Genomic DNA, 20,031 nt, shown 5'->3' with positions numbered 1-20,031 from the left:
GCCGCGCCGCGTCAGTAACCGGTGGGCCGCGCCGCGCCGGTAATCGGTGTGCCGCACCGCGTCAGCGGGTGCGCGATTCCTTTTCCGTGACAAGCAGATACGCGACCATCAGCCGTTTGAGTTCGGCGACGGCGTCGTCGTGGCTCTGGTCATCCTGCACGGAGAAGTTGAGCATCGAATAGACGACGTGCACGAGCACTTCGGCCATCATCTTGCGGCGCGGACGCGGAGTGCGCGGGGTCAACGGCCGCAACATGTTCGAGACGACCTCGGCGAATTCTTTCTCGTGGATCGCGCCGGTCGCCCGCGTCGAGGGCGTGGACTGCATGGCCAGCCAGACCTCGCGGCGCGACGGGTCGGAGGTCCACAACTGAGCCATGTGGTCGACGAAGTTGTTCATGTAGCGCAGCCAGTCCAGCGATGGGATCTCGCCGTTGAATTCCTCGAGTTCCTGCGAAACTGCTACCAGGTCTTGGCGATTCAGCTCGCACACGATGACGTACTTGTTGGCGAAGAACTGGTAGAGCGTGCCGATCGGCACTTCCGCCCTGGCCGCAACCTCTTCGCAGGTGAACGATTCGAAGCCGACTTCGACGAGCAGCTTGCGGGAGGCAGTGAGCAATGCGTCGAACTTGCGCCGGCTGCGCTCCTGCGTGGGGCGCTTGCGCGGCATCAACTCCTGCGGATCGTTGTGAATCTCCAGCGCAGGATCGGGGCGCCGTCGTTGGACGCTGGTGCTGGCTGCCGATTCCACAGGTCCAGGCTAGTCGGTTCGGCACGCACGTACCGACCGGATTGTTCCGGTCGGTACGCGTGTTGGCCGCCGCTTGGACACAACCGCCTGGTCAGCGTGCGGTTTTGCGGCGGAAGGCCCAAACCGCCCAGAGATACCCGCCGACGGCGATTCCTGCGCACCAGGCGATCGCGAGCGCCCCGCTGTCCCCGATCGGCGTGCCCATCAGCAGGCCGCGCAGGGTCTCGATCACCGAAGTGACCGGCTGATTGTCGGCGAACCACTGCAGCCACGCGGGCATCGAGGAGGTCGGCACGAAAGCACTCGACACGTAGGGCAGGAACAGCAGGAAGAAGGTGAATCCGTTGGCCGCCTCGGGGTTGGCCGCAACCAGGCCGAGCGCGGCGCACAGCCAGGAGATCGCCAGCACGAACAGCGCTATCAGCCCGACCGCGGCCACCCATTCCAGTGCAGTCGCATTCGGCCGGAAGCCGATCGCCAGGGCGACCGCGAGGACGAGCACAGCGGTGAGCAGGTTGCGCACCAGGCTGCCCGCGACGTGACCGGTGAGTACCGCCGAGCGGGAGATCGCCATGGTCCGGAACCGGTCCACGATGCCCTCGGTCATATCGACAGAGACGCTCGTTGCCGTGGTCGCGGCGCCGAAACTGGCGCATAGCAGGATGATTCCGGGGACCACGTAGTCGATGTACTCGCCGCCGACGTCCATCGCGCCGCCGAAGACGTACACGAACATCAGCATCAGAATGACCGGTAGCGCGATGGCCAACAGCATGGTGTCCGGCGTGCGCAGTGTGTGGCGCATGCTGCGCCGGAACATGGTGCCGGAATCGGCCGCGGCGTTGGTGAGTGTGGTCATTGGGCATCGACCTCCAGATTCGTGGTTGGCGCGTGTTCGGTGCCAGTGAGCGCGAAGAACACGTCGTCGAGATCGGGCGTGTGAATGGACAGGTCCGCGATGGCGATATCGCGCTCGTCCAGGTCGGCCAGCAGACCGCGCAGGGCGCGCACGCTGCCGTCCGAGGGCACCTGCAGGGTGAGCGCATCGTGGTCGCGAGTGGTGCCTGCGACGACTCGGCTCGCTGCATCGAGTCCACTGTGGTCGGTGAAGCGCAGCGCGATATGGCCGCCGGGGACGAGCCGCTTCAATTCGTCGGCGGTGCCCTCGGCGACGAGCCGTCCGCAGTCGAGGACGGCGATCCGGTCGGCGAGCTGGTCGGCTTCCTCGAGGTACTGGGTGGTGAGCAAGATCGTGACGCCGTCGCCGGCGAGTTCCACGATCACCTGCCACATCGCCCGTCGGCTGCGCGGGTCGAGTCCGGTGGTCGGCTCGTCGAGGAACACCACGCGTGGCCGGCCCACCAGGCTCATGGCCAGGTCGAGGCGTCGCCGCACGCCGCCGGAGTAGTCGCGGGCGCGCTGGCCTGCGGCAGCGACGAGATCGAACCGGTCGAGCAGTTCGTGCACTCGGGCACGGGATTCGCGCCGACCGAGCCGATGTAGGTCCGCCATCAGCTGCAGGTTCTCCGCGCCGGTGAGCAGGCCGTCCACGGCGGAGTACTGGCCGGTGACGCCGATTGTGGCGCGCACCCCGTCCGGATTGCGGCCGACGTCGTGGCCGGCCACGAATGCCTGCCCGGCGTCGGGGGCGAGCAGCGTGGACAGGATCTGCACGGTCGTGGTCTTGCCCGCTCCATTGGGACCGAGCAGCGCGTAGATCGAGCCGGCGCGGACCTCGAGGTCGAGTCCGTCGAGCACGGTCTGGGTGCCGAACCGTTTGGTGAGTCCGCGAACCGAGATGGCCGATTGGTTCGGTGAAACGGCGGGTGGTGCAGAAGTCATGGTGTCGGTCCTCCGATCGAGAAGAGCCTAAACTGTGTATGTAATACACTCTGTGTACACGGTACACAGTTTTAGGATCGACGCAATACCGGCGACAGGAGAATTTCGATGGCAGCGCAGCCACCCGCCCCGGAACCCACCGGCCTACCGCGGGCCGTAGAACTGGCCTGGGGACTGGGAGCGGGCGGAACGCGTGGCCCACGCCGCGGGCTGTCGCTCGAACAGGTCGTCGACGCCGCAGTGGAGGTCGCGGAGGCCGAGGGGTTCGGGGCCGTGTCGATGAGCCGGGTCGCCAAACAGGTCGGCTACACGACGATGTCGCTGTATCGCTATGTCGACAGCAAGGACACCTTGGTCGCGCTGATGTCGGACCGCGTGATCGGCGATGCGCCGACGCTGGATCCCGCGCTCGGCTGGCGCGATGCGTTGTTCGCTTGGGGGATGGCCGAATTCGAATCGATAATGCGCCATCCATGGTGGCTCGACGTTCCGCTCGGCGCACCGCCCACCGGGCCGAACAACATGGCCTGGCTCGAGGTGGGGCTGGCCGCAATGGCCCCGAGCGGGCTACCGGAACCGGTCAAGTTCCAGCTGGTCATGAATGTGTCCTTCTTCGTCATCGGCCGCACCCGCCTCGTGCGTGAACTCTCCGCCTCGGATCCGAACGTCGATGCCGATTTCGGCCGGATCATGGCCCAGGTGCTCGACCCGGAGCGCTTCCCCGCCATCACCCGCGCGCTGCGTGCGCAGTCGTTCGACCAGGACGATCCGAACGATTGGGAGGTCGCCGATTTCAGGTTCGGGTTCGAGCGACTGCTCGATGGCTACGAGCGGTTCGTGGAAACATTCGGCCGCGAGCAGTGATCGGCGAGTCAGTTCTCGACGGTGATCTTTCCCATCGTCGAACCTCGGCAAGCCGCGAGCGCCTCGGCCTGCTCGTGCACCGCGTCGGTCACCTTCCGCGGCCAGGTCGACCACGGCGCGACGAGGAGGTTCAGTGTGCCGCCCGCCGACCGCGGCCGCCACGTGCCGATCACCTCGCCGTCGCGGACGACCGGGCCCGGCCGGCCGAGCGTGCGCCACAGATCTTTTGCGCGCGCCGGGTCGGAGACCAGCAATTCCCGATCGCGCAATTGCAGCCACGGATCGAACGCGCCGAGCAGGCGCACCCGGCCCGAGTCCGCGGGCCCGGCAGCGGCGGCATCGGCATCCTCGGCGAGAAGCTGGGCTTCACCGGCCTTGCCACCCGCGGCGCCGTCGATCCGCACGGCCACCGTGTCGGCCGGCCAGTGCGCCGCCACCGAGGCCGGCGGAGCGTCGAGGTAGGCGGCCACGTCCTTCGGTCGGGCGGGGCCGAAGAACCGAAGGTAGCCGCGCACGACGTCGAAGCGCGGCGCGGCAGCCGTGCCGGGCTTGCCGAACATCGGTGCGCGCAGCCGCGGGATCCGGCGCAGCACCGGCGGCGAAGTAGCGGGTTCCAGCTCCAGGCCGGCCTGCAGCGCCGCGATCCGGAACGGCTGCTCGTAGCTGTGCGTGGTGTTGCACGGGCGGCAGAAACGCAGCTGCTCGGCGGGAAGGCGAGCGGTCAGGGCCGAGGACATCGCGCCCTTCACCGTCGGCGCGGTCACGATGTCGCGCTCCGTCTTCGCGACCCGCGTCAACGCCTCGAGGAACGGAATTCCTTTGTCGCGCAGGGGTTTGGCGGCGTCGAAGATCCGCTTGCCGGCATCGCGATCGTCCAATGGCGCGGTCGCGACGGCAATCGCGGCGGCATCCGCGCGGCGGTAGGCATGTGGCGCTCCGCGCAGCGTCCACGCGTAGAACAGCTCGGCGTGGAACGACTCGGCAGGCTCGGCCTCGGCGAGTCCCCGATTGTGCAGCGCCCAACGGGCACCCTCGCCGGTGTCCTGAATGCCGAGGTCGAGGATGTCGATCGACTCGATCGTCGCGCGCCCGGGGTCGGTATCAAGACCGTGCGCGCGCCAACGAAACCCGAGCACCTCGGCGCGGCTCAGCGTACGAGTGCCCGTCATGCCCGCAATCCTCAGACCGAGAGGTCCCGGCGCAGCTTGGCGACGTGCCCGGTGGCGCGCACGTTGTACTGCGCGAGTTCGATGGAACCGGCTGCGTCGACGAGGAAGGTCGAGCGGATCACGCCCTGTACTTTCTTGCCGTACATCGTCTTCTCGCCGAAGGCGCCCCACGCGGTCAACGTGGTCTTGTCCGGGTCGGAGAGCAGCGGGAAAGTGAGCTGCTCGTTGTCGCGGAACTTGGCGAGCTTGGCGGGCTTGTCGGGTGAGATGCCGATGACATCGATTCCCGCGCCGCCGAGTTCGCCGAGGTTGTCGCGAAAGTCGCAGGCCTGTTTGGTGCACCCGGGCGTGCTCGCGGCGGGATAGAAGTACACGATCACCTTGCGCCCGCGGTAATCGGACAACGACACGTCGTTGCCGTCGGCATCGGGCAGGGTGAAATCCGGGGCCGCGTCACCGGGGCTGAGCCTGTTGTCGGTCACGAAATGTCACGTTACCGAATGCCCGATATCAGCCACCGGTTACGGCACCCCGGTACTGTCATCGGCGAAGCGCCCGAGGAGTCGAGCGCACGTTTCCGTTACCGGTTTTGGAGGACATGTGGCCAGGGACACCGAGAGCATCGAGCGGGAGATCGAAGCCGCCCGCAATCAGCTCGCCGGCACGCTCGACGAGCTGAGTGTCCGGGCCAATCCCAAGAACATCGTGGCGAATACGAAAGCGCAGCTGTTCGCAAAGCTTGGCGAGCCCAAGGTCAAGTACACCTTGATCGGGGCGGGTGCAGCGGTGGTCGCCATCGTCCTGATCAGGACATTCAGGTAGCTCCGGGATGGCCGCGGCGGGGTCCCACGTGGCAGTGGTCGGTGCCGGCAGCGTCGGCACGACGATCGCCTACGCCTGCATGCTTCGAGGCGCCGCCGCGCGGTTGTCGATCTACGACATCGCCGCGGCGAAGGCCGACGCCGAGGTGCTGGATCTGCGGCACGGTCTCGAGTTCGTGCCCTCCGCATCGGTCGACGGCGGTGGTGACATCGAGGTGTGCCGCGGAGCGGACGTCATCGTCGTCACCGCGGGCGCCAAGCAGAAGCCCGGGCAGAGCCGCCTCGACCTCGCCGCCACCAACGCGGCAATCTGCCGCTCGATGATCCCGAAGCTGGTGGAGGTCGCGCCCGAGGCGGTGATCCTGCTGGTCACCAATCCCGTCGACGTGCTGACCTCGATCGCGATCGAGGTCGCGGAGCTGCCGCCGGGTCGCGTGTTCGGGTCCGGCACTGTGCTCGACAGTTCCCGGCTGCGGGTCCTGCTCGCGCACCATTGCGGGGTGGCGGTGCCGAACGTGCACGTGCACATCGTCGGCGAGCACGGTGACAGTGAACTCGCGCTGTGGAGCGGTGCGACGCTCGGCGGGATCGCCGTCCACGACTGGATGAGCTCGGACGGCACCACGGTGTCGAACGCGTTGCGCGATGCGCTGGTCGATGACGTGCGCACCTCGGCGCAGCAGATCATCGCCGGCAAGGGCGCAACGAACTGGGCCGTCGGGCTGGCGGCCACGCGCATCATCGAGGCGGTGCTGCACGATCAGCATCGTGTTCTTCCGGTGTCCGCGCCGATGGATGGCTACGCGGGAATCACCGGCCCGATCTGCCTGTCGATGCCGCGGATTGTCGGGCGAGCAGGCGCGGGTGCGCCGCTTCCCACCTACATCGACGCCGGCGAACGTGCGGCACTCGTGTCGAGCGCGAAGGCGGTCGGCGGTGTGCTGACGTCGGTGGGCGCGGACCGGCCCAGCGACTAGCGCCGATCAGCGGCGTTCACCCGTTCGGACAGCCTGCGCAGCAGCTCGGTCAGCGCCCGGATTTCATCGGCGGAGAAGCCGTCGAGCAGCTGCCATTCCCGGTCCAGCCTGAGCGGGAGTTCACGCTCGACCAGGTCGCGCCCGGCAGCGGTGGGCGCGAGCAGCACCACGCGACCGTCCCGTTCGAATTTCTGTCGTTCCAACAGGCCGGCACCGGCCAGTCGATCGGCAAGCTTGGTGATCGAGGCGCCCGACAGCATCGTCGTCGAGATGACCTCGCTTGCCCGCAGCGGCCGCGGGCTGCGCACCAGGGCGGAGAGGACCTCCAGTTCCGCCCGGGAAATTCCGGTGGGTGCCAGCGCCCGGTCGACGAGGTGGCTCATCTGCGCGCCGATCCGGGAGATCCGGCCGAATACCTCGATCGAGGCGGTATCGAGATCGGGGTAGACCACGCGGAAGTCGTCACGTAGGCGGTCGACGTAGTCGTCGTCCTGCCGATTGTCGACGGCCCGTTCCATGTGCCGATCCTAGACTCGCGAATGTATCTCACTAGTATTTTATCAATGAAATAGTTTGGTAGAGTCGATTCATGCCGGTTGCCACGCTCGTCGACTCGCCGTCGCCCGCAGCCCGCCGTGGGCGGGCCCTCGCGCACGCCGTCTCGCCTCAGGTGTGGCGACAGGCGTTGTCGGTGACGCGGCCCGCGGGCGTGGTCGGCCCGGCGACTCGGGTTGGCCTTGCCGTCGCGGTGATCCTCATCGGTGCGGGTCTTTTCGATATGACCGAGCTCGCCGGGTTCGCGGCGCTCGGGGCCGTCGCCTCGGCATTCGGCCGCTCGCAGGTGCATCGCGAACGTGCGGTGAAGGTGGCGTTCGCCGGTTTTGCATTGCTGCTCGTCGCGTTCTTCGGCGGACTCCTCGGTGCGGTCGGCACGACGGCGGCGGTGTTGATCGTCGTCTTGGCGGTGCTGGTCGGGGTTTGTGCAATCGTGCTGAACGCCTTCGGAGTCGCCGGGCCCGGCGCGGTGGTGATGTCGTTCGCCGCTGCGGCCGCGGCCGGCTACGCGCACGACTGGTCCGATCTGGTCACGGTCACCGTCGCTACCGCCATCGGTGCCGTGATCGGCTGGCTGTGCGCGATGAGCACGGTCGTCGTCGGCCTGAGCCGCGACGCGCATTCGGCGGACTCGACCGCGTCCATGTTCCTCCGCACGGGGTTGCGCCGGCTGCGGTCGCGCTCGCTCTACGTCGCTGCGGCACGGATCGCGATCGCGGCCACCGTGGCGGGCTGGGTCGCGCTGGGGGTGGGATTCGAGCATCCGCTCTGGGCGTCGATGGGCGCGATCGCCGCACTGCAGGGCGTCGCGTACGAGCACACCGTGCGGCGCGGTATTCAGCGGTTGCTCGGAAATGTCGTCGGTGCGGTGATCGCCGCCGGCCTGATCGCCCTCTCGCTCGGCTATTGGCAGGCGGCGGTCCTCATCGTGTTGCTGCAGATCACCGCCGAGCTCACCGTGATGTCCAACTACGCCATCACCTCCGCCGCGATCGCGCCGATGTCACTGTTGATCATCGGCCTCGTGTCGCCGGTCGACGCCGGTGATGCGCTGGCACGCGCCGGTGACACGCTGATCGGCGTGGTGATCGGTGTGGTGATCGCCGCGCTGACCCTCGATCGCACCGATCGCACTCATCTCACGGTGGCGCGCGGGCACATCGCTCAGGCCACGAACTGCGCGGCCTGAATCGCGAGGTCGAGCACCGGCTGCGGAAGGACGCCGAGCAGCACGGTGAGAATCGCGGCGGCCGCGATGACCGCCTCCGTCGCGAGGTTGGGTGCCACGATCGCGGGAGCGTCGGGCGGCGGGTCGGCGAAGAACATCAGCACGATCACCCGCACGTAGAAGTACGCCGCGATCGCGCTGCAGACGACGCCGACCAAGACCAGATACACCGCGCCGCCGTCGGCCGCCGCCGCGAACACGGTGAACTTGCTGACGAATCCGCTCGTCAGCGGAATGCCCGCGAAGGCGAGCAGGAACAGCGCGAAGATCGTCCCGACCAGGGGTGAGCGCCGGCCGAGGCCGGCCCACCGCGACAGCTCGGTGGCTTCGGTATCGCCGTCGCGCACGAGGCTCACGACCGCGAACGCGCCGAGCGTACTGAACCCGTAGGCGAGCAGATAGAACATTGTCGCGGCCAAGCCGGCCTCGTTGAGCGCGACGACCCCGATGAGGATGAACCCGGCGTGGGCGATCGCGGAGTACGCCAGCATCCGCTTCACGTCCGACTGGGTGATCGCGACGATCGACCCGACGAGCATCGTGAGCACCGCGATCGCGCCGAGCACCGGGCGCCAGTCGTCTCCGGAACCGGGCAGCGCGACGTAGAAGATCCGCAGCATCGCCCCGAACGCGGCCACCTTCGTCGCCGCGGCCATGAACCCGGTCACCGGGGTCGGCGCGCCCTGATAGACGTCCGGAATCCAGGAGTGGAACGGTACGGCGCCGACCTTGAACAACAGCCCGACCGCGAGCAGCGCGGTGCCGATCAGCAGCATCGCGGCGTCGCTGTCCCCGGTCTCGACGGCGCGCGCGATCCCGGCGAGTTCGACGGTGCCGGCATAGCCGTAGAGCAGGGCGATCCCGTAGAGGAAGAACGCGGAGGAGAACGCGCCGAGCAGGAAGTACTTGAGCGCCGCCTCCTGCGACAGCAGGCGACGGCGGCGGGCGAGACCGCACAGCAGATAGAGCGGCAACGACAGCACTTCGAGCGCGACGAACATCGTCAACAGGTCGTTGGCGGACGGGAAGGCGAGCATTCCGCCCACCGCGAGCATGGTCAGCGGAAAGACCTCGGTCGCGACGATGCCCCGCCGCGTCGCCTCGAGTTCGGCGACGCTCCCCGGCGGCGACGACGCCTGTGCGGCAAAGGCATCCGACACCCGCGCACGGTCGGCGGTGGGCGTCTGTTCGTCCGGCACCCCGTCTCGTCGTGCCGCGAGCAGCACCATCGCGATCACGCCGATCAGCAGGATCGTGCCCTGCAGAAACAGTGTCGGCCCGTCCAGGGCGACCGCCCCGGCGATCAGCAGTTCACCGGACACGTGCTCGGCGCCGGGCGTGTGCAGTTCGCCGGTGATGACGACGACAGCGACGAACGCCGCCACGAGACCGCCGATGCCGAGCACGAGTTGGCTGGCGTACCTCGCCCTGGCCGGTACGAACGCCTCGACGAGCACCCCGACGACAGCAACGCCGAACACGATCAGCATCGGCGAGAGCTTGCCGTACTCGATACTCGGCGCGGGCAGGCTCGCCGCGAGCACGGCAGACCCGATATCGCTGGTCACCTGTTACCTCCCTCGCCGACGATGGCCGGTGCCGGGTCGTGTTCCCCGATGATCGTGAGGGTCTGCTGCACGGCCGGAGTCACGATGTCCAGCATCGGTTTCGGGTACACGCCGAGGAAGAGCACGAGCGCGAGCAGCGAACCGACCACCGCCAATTCGCGAGGCACCAGATCGGTGATCTTCTCGTTGTCCTGGCGCAGCGGACCGGTCATCGTGCGCTGATAGAGCCAGAGCACATAGATCGCGGAGAGCACCAAGGCACTCGCCGCGACCACCGCCGCCGCCTGGTAGCGCGTGTAAGTGCCGATCAGGACAAGGAATTCGCTGATGAACGGGGCCAGCCCGGGCAGTGACAGGGTGGCGAGCCCGGCGATCAGGAAGGTGCCGGCCAGCAGCGGCGCCACCTTGCGCACCCCGCCGAACGCCGCGATCGCGCGGGACCCGCGCCGGGACACCAGGAATCCGGCGGTCAGGAACAGCGCCGCGGTCGCGATGCCGTGGTTGACCATGTAGAGCGTCGAGCCGGACTGGCCCTGGCTGGTTAGCGCGAAGATGCCGAGGATGATGAAGCCGAAATGCGAGATCGAGGTGTAGGCGATCAGGCGCATCACGTCGGTCTGGCCGATCGCCAGCACCGCGCCGTAGACGATGCCGATCACCGCGAGCGTGACCACCAGCGGCGCGAAATACCGTGTCGCGTCGGGAAACAGCTGCAGGCAGAAACGCAGCATCGCGAACGTACCTACCTTGTCGACCACGGCCATCATCAGCACTGCAGTGGCGGGTGTCGATTCGACTGCCGCGCCGGGCAGCCAGGTGTGCAGCGGCCACAGCGGTGCCTTCACGGCGAAGGCGAACATGAACCCGAGGAACAATGCCTTGGCCACCGTCGGATCGATATCGAGGGCACCGGAGGAGACCGCATCGGCGATGGTGGGCAGATCGAATGTGCCCGATCCCGCGTCGGCGGTGACGACGAACAGCCCGACCACCGCGGCAAGCATGACCAGGCCCCCGACGAGGTTGTAGAGCAGGAACTTCACCGCTGCTTGCGCGCGGTTGGCGCCGGTGCCGAAACCGCCGATCAGGAAGTACATCGGTATCAGCATCGCCTCGAAGAACACGTAGAACAGCAGCACGTCGAGTGCGACGAAGGACATCAGCACCATCGACTCGACGATCAGGAACAGCGCGAAATACGTGTGCGCGCCGCGGTGGGTGCGATCGGCCGCGTGCGTGTCGTCGCGCCACCCGGCGAGCATCAACAGCGGCACCAGCGCGGCGGTGAGTAGGACCAGCGCCAGTCCGATTCCGTCCAGGCCCAGTTCGTAGCGGGTGCCAAGGGCCGGGATCCACTGATGCGATTCGACGAACTGATACTGCTCGCCGGTCGGGTCGAAACCGATGGCGAGACCGACCGCGAGCACCAAAACGGCCACCGACACCAGCAACGCAAAGGTTTTCGCCCCCGCGCCGATCCGCGCCGGCAATGCCATCGTCACGATCGCGCCGCCGAGGGGGAGCAGCCACAGTACCGACAGCCAGGCGTTCATCAGCGCACCGCCAAGAACATCGCCACCGCGACGAACACGGCACCGGCAAGCATGGTCAGCGCGTACGAACGAACGAATCCCGTTTGCACGCGGCGCAATTGGCCCGACACCGCCCCGATCAGCCGGGGGATCCCGGTCACCACCCCGTCGACGCCCCGCTCGTCGACTTCGACGAGCACTCGGGTCGCCTCCTGGCCGGGACGCATGAACGCGGCTTCGTTGAACGCGTCGCCGTAGAGGTCGCGGCGAGCGGCGAAGGTGAGGGCCGAAACATCGTCGGGCGCCTGCGCCGGTATCTCCCGGATGGCGTACTGCCGGTAGGCGATCGCGACGCCGACTAGCACCACCGCCAGGGTCACCACGGTGAGCACCCAGACCGGAACACCCAATTCGTCGTGGGCCTCTCCGGTGACGGGTTCGAGCCAGTTCTGCAGGGACGAACCGACGGTCAACAGCGCGCCCGAGGTCACCGAACCGACCGCGAGCAGGATCATCGGCCACGCCATGACGCTGGGCGACTCGTGCGGATGGACGTCGTCCGCGGGGTCCCACCGTCTGCGGCCGAAGAAGGTCATCAGCATCACCCGGGTCATGTAGAACGCGGTGATGCCCGCGCCGAGCAGCGTGACCAGACCGAAGACGAAATTGTCCGCGAAGGCCGCCTCGATGATCTTGTCCTTGGAGAAGAAACCCGCGAATGGTGGAATGCCGATGATGGCGAGGTAGCCGAGACCGAAGGTGACGAAGGTGATCGGCATGACGGTGCGCAGTCCGCCGTAGCGACGCATGTTCACCTCGTCGTTCATGCCGTGCATCACCGAGCCCGCGCCGAGAAACAGTCCGGCCTTGAAGAATCCGTGCGTCAGCAGGTGCATGATTGCGAACGCGTACCCGGCCGGCCCGAGACCAGCGGCGAGGATCATGTAGCCGATCTGGCTCATGGTCGAGGCGGCCAGCGCCTTCTTGATGTCGTCCTTCGCGCAGCCGATGATCGCCCCGAAAAGCAGTGTCACCGCACCGACGATCGCGACGGCGAGCCGGGCGTCCGGGGTGAGGTCGAAGATCGGGTTGGACCGCACGATCAGGTATACGCCTGCGGTGACCATGGTCGCGGCGTGGATCAGCGCGGACACCGGGGTCGGGCCCGCCATCGCGTCGCCGAGCCAGGACTGCAGCGGGACCTGCGCAGATTTGCCGCATGCCGCGAGCAGCAGCATCAACCCGATCGCGGTGAGTACGCCTGCACTGGCGCCGTCCGCGGTGCCGAATACGTCGGCGAACGAGATGGAGCCGAAGGTCGCGAACATAATCATCATGGCGATCGCGAGCCCGGTGTCGCCGACCCGGTTGACCACGAATGCCTTTTTCGCCGCCGTTGCGGCCGTCGGCTTTTCCTGCCAGAACCCAATGAGCAGGTACGACGCCAGGCCGACGCCCTCCCAGCCGAGGTACAGGCCGAGATAGTTGTCGGCCAGGACCAGGATCAGCATCGCCGCAACGAACAGGTTGAGATAGCCGAAGAAGAGCCGCTTTTCGGGATCGGCCTTCATGTAGCCCACCGAATAGATGTGGATGAGCGACCCGACACCGGTGATCAACAGCACGAAACACATGGATAGCTGGTCGAGTTGGAGCCCGAAGTCGAGTTCGAGGCCGGGTACCGGGACCCAGCTGAACAGTTCCTGGTGCACCGAGCGTTCCGCGTCGTCGCGACCGAGCATCTGCACGAACAGCGCCAACCCGAGCACGAACGACGCCAATGCCGTTGCGCAGCCGAGCAAGTGACCCCACGTATTGCTGCGCCGACCGGTCAGCAGCAGCACGGCGGCGCCGGCCAGCGGCAGCACGGGGAGCAGCCAGACGGCGGCGGCGATTCCGTCGGTATTCACCTTGGCCGCCCGTCAGTTCCGCAGCAAGTTCGCGTCGTCGACGGATGCCGATCGTCGAGTTCGGAAGATGGTCATGATGATCGCGAGCCCCACCACGACCTCGGTGGCGGCGACGACCATCGTGAAGAAGGCGAACAGCTGCCCGTCCAGATTGCCGTGCATCCTGGCGAACGTCACGAAGGTGAGGTTCGCGGCGTTGAGCATCAGCTCGACGCACATGAACACGACGACCGCGTTGCGGCGCAGCAGTACTCCGGCGGCGCCGATGGTGAACAGGAGTGCGGACAGGTACAGATAGTTCGCCGGGTTCACCTGGTCTCCTCACCCTCGACCGAGGCGCGCTTGGTGTGGTTCGGTGGACCGCTCTCGCGCCCGGTGCCGGTCGCCTCCGCGATCGCGCGGGCGCGGTCGCGCGCACCGGGCCAGGATCGCAGCGTTGCGTTGACCGAGAGCTCCGATAGCGACCCGTCCGGTAGCCGCGCAGGCATGTCGACCGCGTTGTGTCGCGCGTACACGCCCGGGCTCGGCAGCGGGGTGACACGTTCCGTCGCACCGGGTTCGCCCCAGCGCCGGAACCGGTCCTGCGACATCTCGCGCTGCGAACGGCGTTCGCCGAGCCGTTCCCGGTGCGCGAGAATCATCGCGCCCACCGTCGCCGCGATGAGCAGGGCGCCGGTGAGCTCGAACGCCCAGACATACCGCAGGAAGATCAGGTCGGCCAGACCCTCGACATTGCCGATGGGAACGGTGCCGCCGACCGCGGAACTGTTGGCTTCCTGCAATCCGGCGAAACCGGGCAGGCCCGCCTGGGCCGTCGCATTGCCGATACCGGCGATCAGCAGGATCCCGAAGCCGATCCCGGCGATCGCCGCCGCGACCCGTTGCCCACGCAGCGTTTCGACGAGCGCGTCGGAGGAGTCGACGCCGACGAGCATGAGCACGAAGAGGAACAGCATCATCACCGCGCCGGTGTAGACGACGATCTGCACGACGCCGAGGAACATCGCGCCCTGGGCAAGGTAGAACACCGCGAGGATGATCATCGTCACCGCAAGGAAGATCGCCGAGTACACCGCCTTCGGTGACAACACCACGCCGAGTGCGCCGATCACCGCCACGGCGCCGAGGATCCAGAACTGCACGGCCTCACCGGTGGACGTACGCACGATCGGTTCGGCGGCCAGCAGCACAGTGCCGGCGAGCGCGCTCACTCCTGCGCTCCCTCGGCGGATTCGCCGGTCACCCTGCCCAGGTAGTAGTCCTCCGCGCTCGTGCCCGGGGCCATCGGGTGCGGCGCGGATGCCATGCCGGGCTCCATCGGGGCAAGCAGCCGATCCTTCTCGTAGATCAGGTCGGCGCGGTTGTCGTCGGCGAGTTCGTATTCGTTGGTCATGGTGAGGGCGCGAGTGGGGCAGGCCTCGATGCACAGGCCGCAGCCGATGCAGCGCAGATAGTTGATCTGGTAGACGCGCCCATACCGTTCGCCCGGCGAATAGCGTTCGTCCTCGGTGTTGTCCGCGCCCTCGACGTAGATCGCATCGGCCGGGCAGGCCCATGCGCACAGCTCGCACCCGATGCATTTCTCGAGTCCGTCCGGATAGCGGTTGAGTTGGTGGCGACCGTGGTAACGCGGCGCGGTCGGCACCTTCTCCTCTGGGTAGGACTCGGTGTGCGGCTTCTTGAACATCGTCGCGAAGGTGACGCCGAAACCGCCGACGGGATCGAGGAACTTGGGCATCTCAGGCATTGCTGTCCTCCTCGGTGGGACGTGCGGGTACGACGCCGACCGGCTCGCGGGCCAACCGCGACGGTGCGCGCTGGGATAGTTGCTGCCCCGGCATCGGCGGCACTGGGAAGCCGCCCGCGGTCGGGTCGAACGTTGCCGGGGCGGAGCCTGCGGAGCGACCGACAATGCCGCCCGGGACCGCCGGGACCCCGCCCGGCTTGGCGCCGCTCCGGCGTCCCAGCCGCCACACGAGCGCGGCGACGACCGCCACCACGACGATGCCGCCGATGACCAGGGCGATGGTGCGGGTGTCGTGGCCCTCGTTGTGCAGCACTCGCACGGTGGCCACCACCATCACCCAGGCCAGCGCGATCGGAATGAGCACCTGCCAGCCGAGTTTCATGAACTGGTCGTAGCGCAGCCGGGGTAGCGCGGCGCGCAGCCAGAAGAAGACGAACAGGAAGATCCAGACCTTGATGGTGAACCACAGCAACGGCCACCAGCCGCTGTTCGCGCCGTCCCACAGGCTGATCGGCCACGGTGCGCGCCAGCCACCGAGAAACAGCGTGTTGGCCAGCGCCGAGACGGTGCCCATGTTCACGTACTCGGCGAGCATGAACATGGCGAACATCAGCGACGAATACTCGGTGTGGAAACCGCCGACGAGCTCGCCCTCGGCCTCGGGCAGATCGAAAGGCGCCCGGTTGGTTTCACCGACCATGGCGATGCAGTAGATGAGGAACGCCGGCAGCAGCGCGAACACGAACCAGGTGTCTTCCTGCGCACCGACGATGCCGGAAGTCGACATGGTGCCCGCCAGCAGAAACACCGAGGCGAAACACAGCCCCATCGCGATCTCGTAGGAAATCACCTGGGCCGACGAACGCAGCCCGCCGAGCAGCGGATACGTCGAACCGGACGCCCAGCCGGCCAGCACGATGCCGTACACCCCGATGGAGGTGACGGCGAGAATGTAGAGCACCGCGACCGGCATATCGGTGAGCTGCAGCGCGGTGCGATGCCCGAAGATCGACACCTCCGGCCCGAACGGGATCACCGCAAACGCCATGAACGCCGGCACCGCCGAGATGATCGGCGCCAGAAGGTAGATCGGCTTGTCCACGCCGGAGGGGATGATGCCCTCCTTGAGCGCCATCTTGATCCCGTCGACGGCGCTCTGGAACATTCCGCGCGGACCGACCCGGTTCGGCCCGATCCGCATCTGCATCTTGGCGAACAGTTTTCGCTCGAGATAGACCCCGATGAGCGGAATCGTCAGCAGGAAGACGAAGACCACAAGCGCCTTGGCGAGGATCAGCCACCACGGGTCGTATCCGAACAGCGTGGGGTCGTATCCGGTGGCGAGCTGCACGGTCATTGCGCCACCTCCGCGCGGATCGCGACCGTGCGCCCGAGCGCGTCGCCGAGCTGCCGATACACCTGGGCAGGTGGTGAATTCAGCGGCAGCCACACCACCCGGTCGGGTAGATCGGCAACCTCGAGCGGCAGTGTCACCGCGCCACGATCGGTCGACACTGTGACCGCCGCGCCCGCGGTCGCGCCGATCTCGGCCGCCGTGGTGGCCGACAGCCGTACCACCGGTGCACGTGCGGTGCCGGCGAGATGCGGCTCACCGTCCTGCAGTCGGCCCGCGTCGAGCAGCATCCGCCACCCGCCGAGCACTGCCTCGCCCACGCCGGGTTCGGGGGCCGCCGCCGCGGCCACGTTAGGTTCGGGGGACCGGTCGCCGTGCCATGCGCCGAGCGTGGCGAGTTCGGCCCGCACCGCGGCCGGGTCGGATACCCCGAGGAACTCGCCCATTTCGGCGGCGAGCACATCGAGTACCCGGGCATCGGGCAGGGCGCCGGTGGCGTGCAGGGCCGCCCCGAAAGGCCGAGGCCGTCCCTCCCAGTCGATGAAGGTGCCCGGTTTTTCGGCCACCGGAGCCACCGGGAACACGACATCCGCGAGTTCGGTGACCGCGCTGCGCCGGATCTCCAGGCTGACCACGAAACCGGCGGCCTCGATCGCGGCGTGCGCTGCGGCGGGGTCGGGCAGATCATCGATGTCGACCGCCCCGCAGACCAGCGCTGCGAGCGTGCCGTCGGCCGCGGCGGCGAGAATTCCGGCGCTGTCCCTGCCCGGTTCGGTGGGTAGGTCGGTGCGCCACAGCGCCGCCAGTTCGGCCCGTGCCGCGTCGTCGTCGATTGGCCGCCCACCGGGCAACAGCCCGGGCAGGGCCCCGGCCTCGATCGCGGCCCGCTCCCCTGCGCGGCGCGGCACCCACACCAGGCGTGCCCCGGTGGCCTCGGCCAACCGCAGCGCCGCGGACAATCCACCCGGTATCGCGCCGAGCCGCTCACCGGCCATGATCACCGCGCCCGGCTGATGTAACTCCGATGAATCCTGCAGTGCAGCAAGCGCTTCGGGCTCGTGTCCCGGGACGGTCGGCAGCAGTCGCCCGCCCATCTTGGTCAGCCCGCGCGAGGTGAACGGCGCGAGCGCCGACACCGCGAGCCCCCGATTGCGCGCCGCCTTGCGCAACCGGAGGAACACAATCGGCGATTCCTCCTCCGGCTCGAACGCGACCAGCAGCACCGTCGATGCCTGCTCCAGATCGGCGTAGGTCACCTCGACGCCGCGGCCGGCGACCTGCGTGGCAAGGAAGTGTTCCTCTTCGGCCGAGTGCGCGCGCACCCGAAAATCGATGTCGTTGCTGTGCAACGTCGCCCGGGTGAACTTGGCCCATGCATAGGCGTCTTCGAGGGTGGCCCGACCGCCGACCAGTGCCCCGGCACTCCCGCGTGCCCGCACCAGTCCGCGCGCGGCCACCGCGAGCGCCTCCGACCACGACGCGGCCACCAACTCGCCGGATTCGTCGCGCAGCAGGGGAGTGGTGATCCGGTCGGGCTGGGTGGCGTAGGCGAAGGCCCAGCGCCCCTTGTCGCAGTTCCATTCCTCGTTCACCTCGGGATCGTCGCCGGCCAGGCGACGCAGCACGGCACCGCGGCGATGGTCGGTGCGCTGTGCGCAGCCGCTCGCGCAGTGCTCGCATACCGACGGACTCGACACCAGGTCGAACGGCCGGGCACGGAAGCGATACGCGGTACCGGTGAGCGCGCCGACCGGGCACACCTGGATGGTGTTGCCGGAGAAGTAGGAGTCGAATGGCTCGTTCTCGTAGATGCCGACCTGCTGCAACGCCCCGCGTTCGATCATGTCGATGAACGGGTCGCCCGCGATCTGCTGCGAGAACCGGGTGCAGCGGGCGCAGAGTACGCAGCGCTCCCGGTCGAGCAGCACTTCCGACGACAACGGAATCGGTTTGGGGAAGGTGCGTTTGTGTTCGGTGAAGCGGGATTCCGCGCGGCCGTTGGACATCGCCTGGTTCTGCAGCGGGCACTCGCCGCCCTTGTCGCAAACCGGGCAGTCCAGCGGGTGGTTGATCAGCAGCAGTTCCATCACGCCCTGCTGTGCCTTGTCCGCGATCTCGGAGCTCAGCTGGGTGTGCACCACCATGTCGTCGGCGACCGGGGTGGTGCAGGACGCCAGCGGTTTACGCTGCCCCTCCACTTCCACCAGGCACTGCCGGCAGGCGCCGACCGGGTCGAGCAGCGGATGGTCGCAGAACCGGGGGATCTGCACGCCCATCAACTCGGCGGCCCGAATCACCAAGGTGCCCTTGGGAACGCTGATTTCGGTCCCGTCGATGGTCAACGTCACCAGGTCCGCGGGCAGCAGCGCTCCGGTGTCGGTGCCGGTCGTCTGGGTCACTGCGCGACCACCTCCTCGAAGACGGTGGACCGGTGCGGATCGAACGGGCAGCCACCGTGCGTCGCGTGCGCGAGGTATTCCTCGCGGAAGTACTTCAGCGACGAGATGATCGGGCTCGCGGCGCCGTCGCCGAGGGCGCAGAACGACTTGCCCAGGATCGCCTCGGAGATGTCGAGCAGGCGGTCGAGATCCTCGGCTTGCCCGGAACCGGCTTCGATGTTGCGCAGGATCTGCACGAGCCAGTACGTGCCCTCGCGGCATGGAGTGCACTTGCCGCACGACTCGTGTGCGTAGAACTCGGTCCAGCGCAAGACCGCCCGGACCACGCAGGTGGTTTCGTCGAAGATCTGCAGTGCCTTCGTGCCCAGCATCGAGCCGGCTGCGCCGACGCCCTCGTAGTCGAGCGCGACGTCGAGATGTTCGGCGGTGAAGATCGGGGTCGACGAGCCGCCCGGGGTCCAGAATTTCAGCTCGTGGCCCGCGCGCACACCACCGGCGTAGCCGAGGAGCTCGCGCAGCGTGACGCCGAGCGCCGCCTCGTACTGCCCGGGCCGGGTCACATGCCCGGACAGCGAATACAACGTGAAGCCGGGCGATTTCTCGGTGCCCATCGAACGGAACCAGTCCACGCCGTTGCGCAGGATCGACGGCACACTCGCGATCGACTCGACATTGTTGACCACGGTGGGGCAGGCGTAGAGACCCGCGACGGCGGGGAACGGCGGCCGCAGCCGCGGCTGACCCCGCCGGCCCTCGAGCGAATCGAGCAGCGCGGTCTCTTCACCGCAGATGTAGGCACCGGCACCGGCGTGCACGACGAGATCGAGATCGAAGCCCGAGCCGAGGATGTCGCGGCCCAAATATCCCGCGGCATAGGCTTCCGCGACCGCGGTGTGCAGCCGGCGCAGCACCGAAACCACCTCGCCGCGAACGTAGATGAACGCCCGGCTCGACCGGATTGCGTACGCCGCGATGATCACGCCCTCGACGAGTGCGTGTGGTGTCGCGAGCATGAGCGGCATGTCCTTGCAGGTGCCGGGCTCGGACTCGTCGGCGTTGACCACGAGGTAATGCGGTTTCACCGGAGCACCGTTCGACTCCTGCGGAATGAAGCCCCATTTCATCCCGGTCGGGAAGCCCGCGCCGCCCCGGCCGCGCAGGCCGGCGTCCTTGACGAGCGTGATCACCTCGTCCGGGCTCATCCGCATTGCCGCGGTCAGTCCCGCGTAGCCGTCGTGTCGACGGTAGGTTTCCAGCGTCCACGACTCCGGCTCGTCCCAGTAGCTGCTCAATACGGGCGTGAGTGGCACG

Annotated in this window: 19 protein-coding genes; 4 read left to right on the top strand and 15 right to left on the bottom strand. The window is 67.7% G+C overall.

The window, feature by feature from the left end:
- Nucleotides 1-61: 61 nt before the first annotated feature.
- The 3 genes from OG921_RS06820 to OG921_RS06810 form a co-directional block, all read right to left on the bottom strand.
- Nucleotides 62-673: a TetR/AcrR family transcriptional regulator gene (locus OG921_RS06820; protein WP_266111656.1), complete on the bottom strand. Its 612-nt coding sequence runs from the start codon at nucleotides 671-673 to the stop codon at nucleotides 62-64.
- Nucleotides 674-845: 172 nt separating this feature from the next.
- A complete protein-coding gene (locus OG921_RS06815; RefSeq protein ID WP_266111579.1) occupies nucleotides 846-1,613 on the bottom strand; it encodes an ABC transporter permease in 768 nt (255 codons plus the stop codon).
- The gene (locus OG921_RS06810; RefSeq protein ID WP_266111578.1) at nucleotides 1,610-2,596 is read right to left on the bottom strand and encodes an ATP-binding cassette domain-containing protein; all 987 of its coding nucleotides are present in this window, start codon (nucleotides 2,594-2,596) and stop codon (nucleotides 1,610-1,612) included. Before OG921_RS06810 ends, OG921_RS06815 begins: the two co-directional genes overlap by 4 nt.
- 108 nt (nucleotides 2,597-2,704) lie before the next feature.
- On the opposite strand from OG921_RS06810, the gene OG921_RS06805 reads away from it, so the two are divergent.
- Complete coding sequence (locus tag OG921_RS06805; protein WP_266111577.1) at nucleotides 2,705-3,460, top strand: TetR/AcrR family transcriptional regulator; 756 nt, start codon at nucleotides 2,705-2,707, stop codon at nucleotides 3,458-3,460.
- Between the two features lie 8 nt (nucleotides 3,461-3,468).
- Here OG921_RS06805 and OG921_RS06800 read toward each other — a convergent pair whose 3' ends face one another.
- Both OG921_RS06800 and bcp read right to left on the bottom strand, forming a co-directional pair.
- Entirely contained in the window at nucleotides 3,469-4,629 is a 1,161-nt protein-coding gene (locus tag OG921_RS06800) for a crosslink repair DNA glycosylase YcaQ family protein (protein ID WP_266111576.1), read from the bottom strand.
- 11 nt (nucleotides 4,630-4,640) lie between these two features.
- A complete protein-coding gene (bcp, locus tag OG921_RS06795) occupies nucleotides 4,641-5,111 on the bottom strand; it encodes a thioredoxin-dependent thiol peroxidase (protein WP_266111575.1) in 471 nt (156 codons plus the stop codon).
- 118 nt (nucleotides 5,112-5,229) lie between these two features.
- On the opposite strand from bcp, the gene OG921_RS06790 reads away from it, so the two are divergent.
- Complete coding sequence (locus tag OG921_RS06790; RefSeq protein ID WP_266111574.1) at nucleotides 5,230-5,451, top strand: DUF3618 domain-containing protein; 222 nt, start codon at nucleotides 5,230-5,232, stop codon at nucleotides 5,449-5,451.
- A 28-nt stretch (nucleotides 5,452-5,479) separates the two neighbouring features.
- Nucleotides 5,480-6,427 carry an L-lactate dehydrogenase gene (locus tag OG921_RS06785; RefSeq protein ID WP_323182705.1) on the top strand — a complete coding sequence of 316 codons (948 nt, stop codon included), beginning with the start codon at nucleotides 5,480-5,482 and terminating at the stop codon, nucleotides 6,425-6,427.
- Here the strand turns inward: OG921_RS06785 and OG921_RS06780 are convergent.
- Nucleotides 6,424-6,945 (bottom strand): MarR family winged helix-turn-helix transcriptional regulator, encoded by a 522-nt coding sequence (locus OG921_RS06780; RefSeq protein WP_266111572.1) that lies wholly within the window; start codon nucleotides 6,943-6,945, stop codon nucleotides 6,424-6,426. The two genes, OG921_RS06785 and OG921_RS06780, sit on opposite strands and share 4 nt — an antisense overlap.
- Before the next feature lie 71 nt (nucleotides 6,946-7,016).
- Between OG921_RS06780 and OG921_RS06775 the strand changes: the two genes are divergently transcribed.
- A complete protein-coding gene (locus OG921_RS06775; RefSeq protein ID WP_266111571.1) occupies nucleotides 7,017-8,171 on the top strand; it encodes an FUSC family protein in 1,155 nt (384 codons plus the stop codon).
- On the opposite strand, the gene nuoN is transcribed toward OG921_RS06775, so the two are convergent.
- From nuoN to nuoF, 9 genes are all read right to left on the bottom strand, one after another.
- On the bottom strand, nucleotides 8,147-9,700 hold the full coding sequence (gene nuoN, locus OG921_RS06770; protein ID WP_266111655.1) for an NADH-quinone oxidoreductase subunit NuoN: 1,554 nt from the start codon (nucleotides 9,698-9,700) through the stop codon (nucleotides 8,147-8,149). The two genes, OG921_RS06775 and nuoN, sit on opposite strands and share 25 nt — an antisense overlap.
- A gap of 74 nt (nucleotides 9,701-9,774) precedes the next feature.
- A complete protein-coding gene (locus tag OG921_RS06765; protein WP_266111570.1) occupies nucleotides 9,775-11,331 on the bottom strand; it encodes an NADH-quinone oxidoreductase subunit M in 1,557 nt (518 codons plus the stop codon).
- Nucleotides 11,331-13,220 carry an NADH-quinone oxidoreductase subunit L gene (gene nuoL, locus OG921_RS06760; protein WP_266111569.1) on the bottom strand — a complete coding sequence of 630 codons (1,890 nt, stop codon included), beginning with the start codon at nucleotides 13,218-13,220 and terminating at the stop codon, nucleotides 11,331-11,333. The genes OG921_RS06765 and nuoL overlap by 1 nt, the downstream gene beginning before the upstream one ends.
- A gap of 12 nt (nucleotides 13,221-13,232) precedes the next feature.
- On the bottom strand, nucleotides 13,233-13,532 hold the full coding sequence (gene nuoK, locus OG921_RS06755; protein WP_266111568.1) for an NADH-quinone oxidoreductase subunit NuoK: 300 nt from the start codon (nucleotides 13,530-13,532) through the stop codon (nucleotides 13,233-13,235).
- On the bottom strand, nucleotides 13,529-14,431 hold the full coding sequence (locus tag OG921_RS06750) for an NADH-quinone oxidoreductase subunit J (protein ID WP_266111567.1): 903 nt from the start codon (nucleotides 14,429-14,431) through the stop codon (nucleotides 13,529-13,531). Before OG921_RS06750 ends, nuoK begins: the two co-directional genes overlap by 4 nt.
- Complete coding sequence (gene nuoI / locus OG921_RS06745) at nucleotides 14,428-14,958, bottom strand: NADH-quinone oxidoreductase subunit NuoI (RefSeq protein WP_266111654.1); 531 nt, start codon at nucleotides 14,956-14,958, stop codon at nucleotides 14,428-14,430. The genes OG921_RS06750 and nuoI overlap by 4 nt, the downstream gene beginning before the upstream one ends.
- A gap of 1 nt (nucleotide 14,959) precedes the next feature.
- A complete protein-coding gene (nuoH, locus tag OG921_RS06740) occupies nucleotides 14,960-16,324 on the bottom strand; it encodes an NADH-quinone oxidoreductase subunit NuoH (RefSeq protein WP_266111566.1) in 1,365 nt (454 codons plus the stop codon).
- Nucleotides 16,321-18,669: an NADH-quinone oxidoreductase subunit G gene (locus OG921_RS06735; protein WP_266111653.1), complete on the bottom strand. Its 2,349-nt coding sequence runs from the start codon at nucleotides 18,667-18,669 to the stop codon at nucleotides 16,321-16,323. Before OG921_RS06735 ends, nuoH begins: the two co-directional genes overlap by 4 nt.
- Before the next feature lie 47 nt (nucleotides 18,670-18,716).
- Nucleotides 18,717-20,030: an NADH-quinone oxidoreductase subunit NuoF gene (gene nuoF, locus OG921_RS06730; RefSeq protein WP_266111565.1), complete on the bottom strand. Its 1,314-nt coding sequence runs from the start codon at nucleotides 20,028-20,030 to the stop codon at nucleotides 18,717-18,719.
- Nucleotide 20,031 lies beyond the last annotated feature (1 nt).

This window comes from Aldersonia sp. NBC_00410 (genome assembly GCF_026342035.1).
Taxonomy (GTDB): Bacteria; Actinomycetota; Actinomycetes; order Mycobacteriales; family Mycobacteriaceae; genus Aldersonia.
The sequence above is the reverse complement of the archived record's forward strand: the minus strand, read 5'-3'. Positions and strand labels throughout refer to the sequence as shown.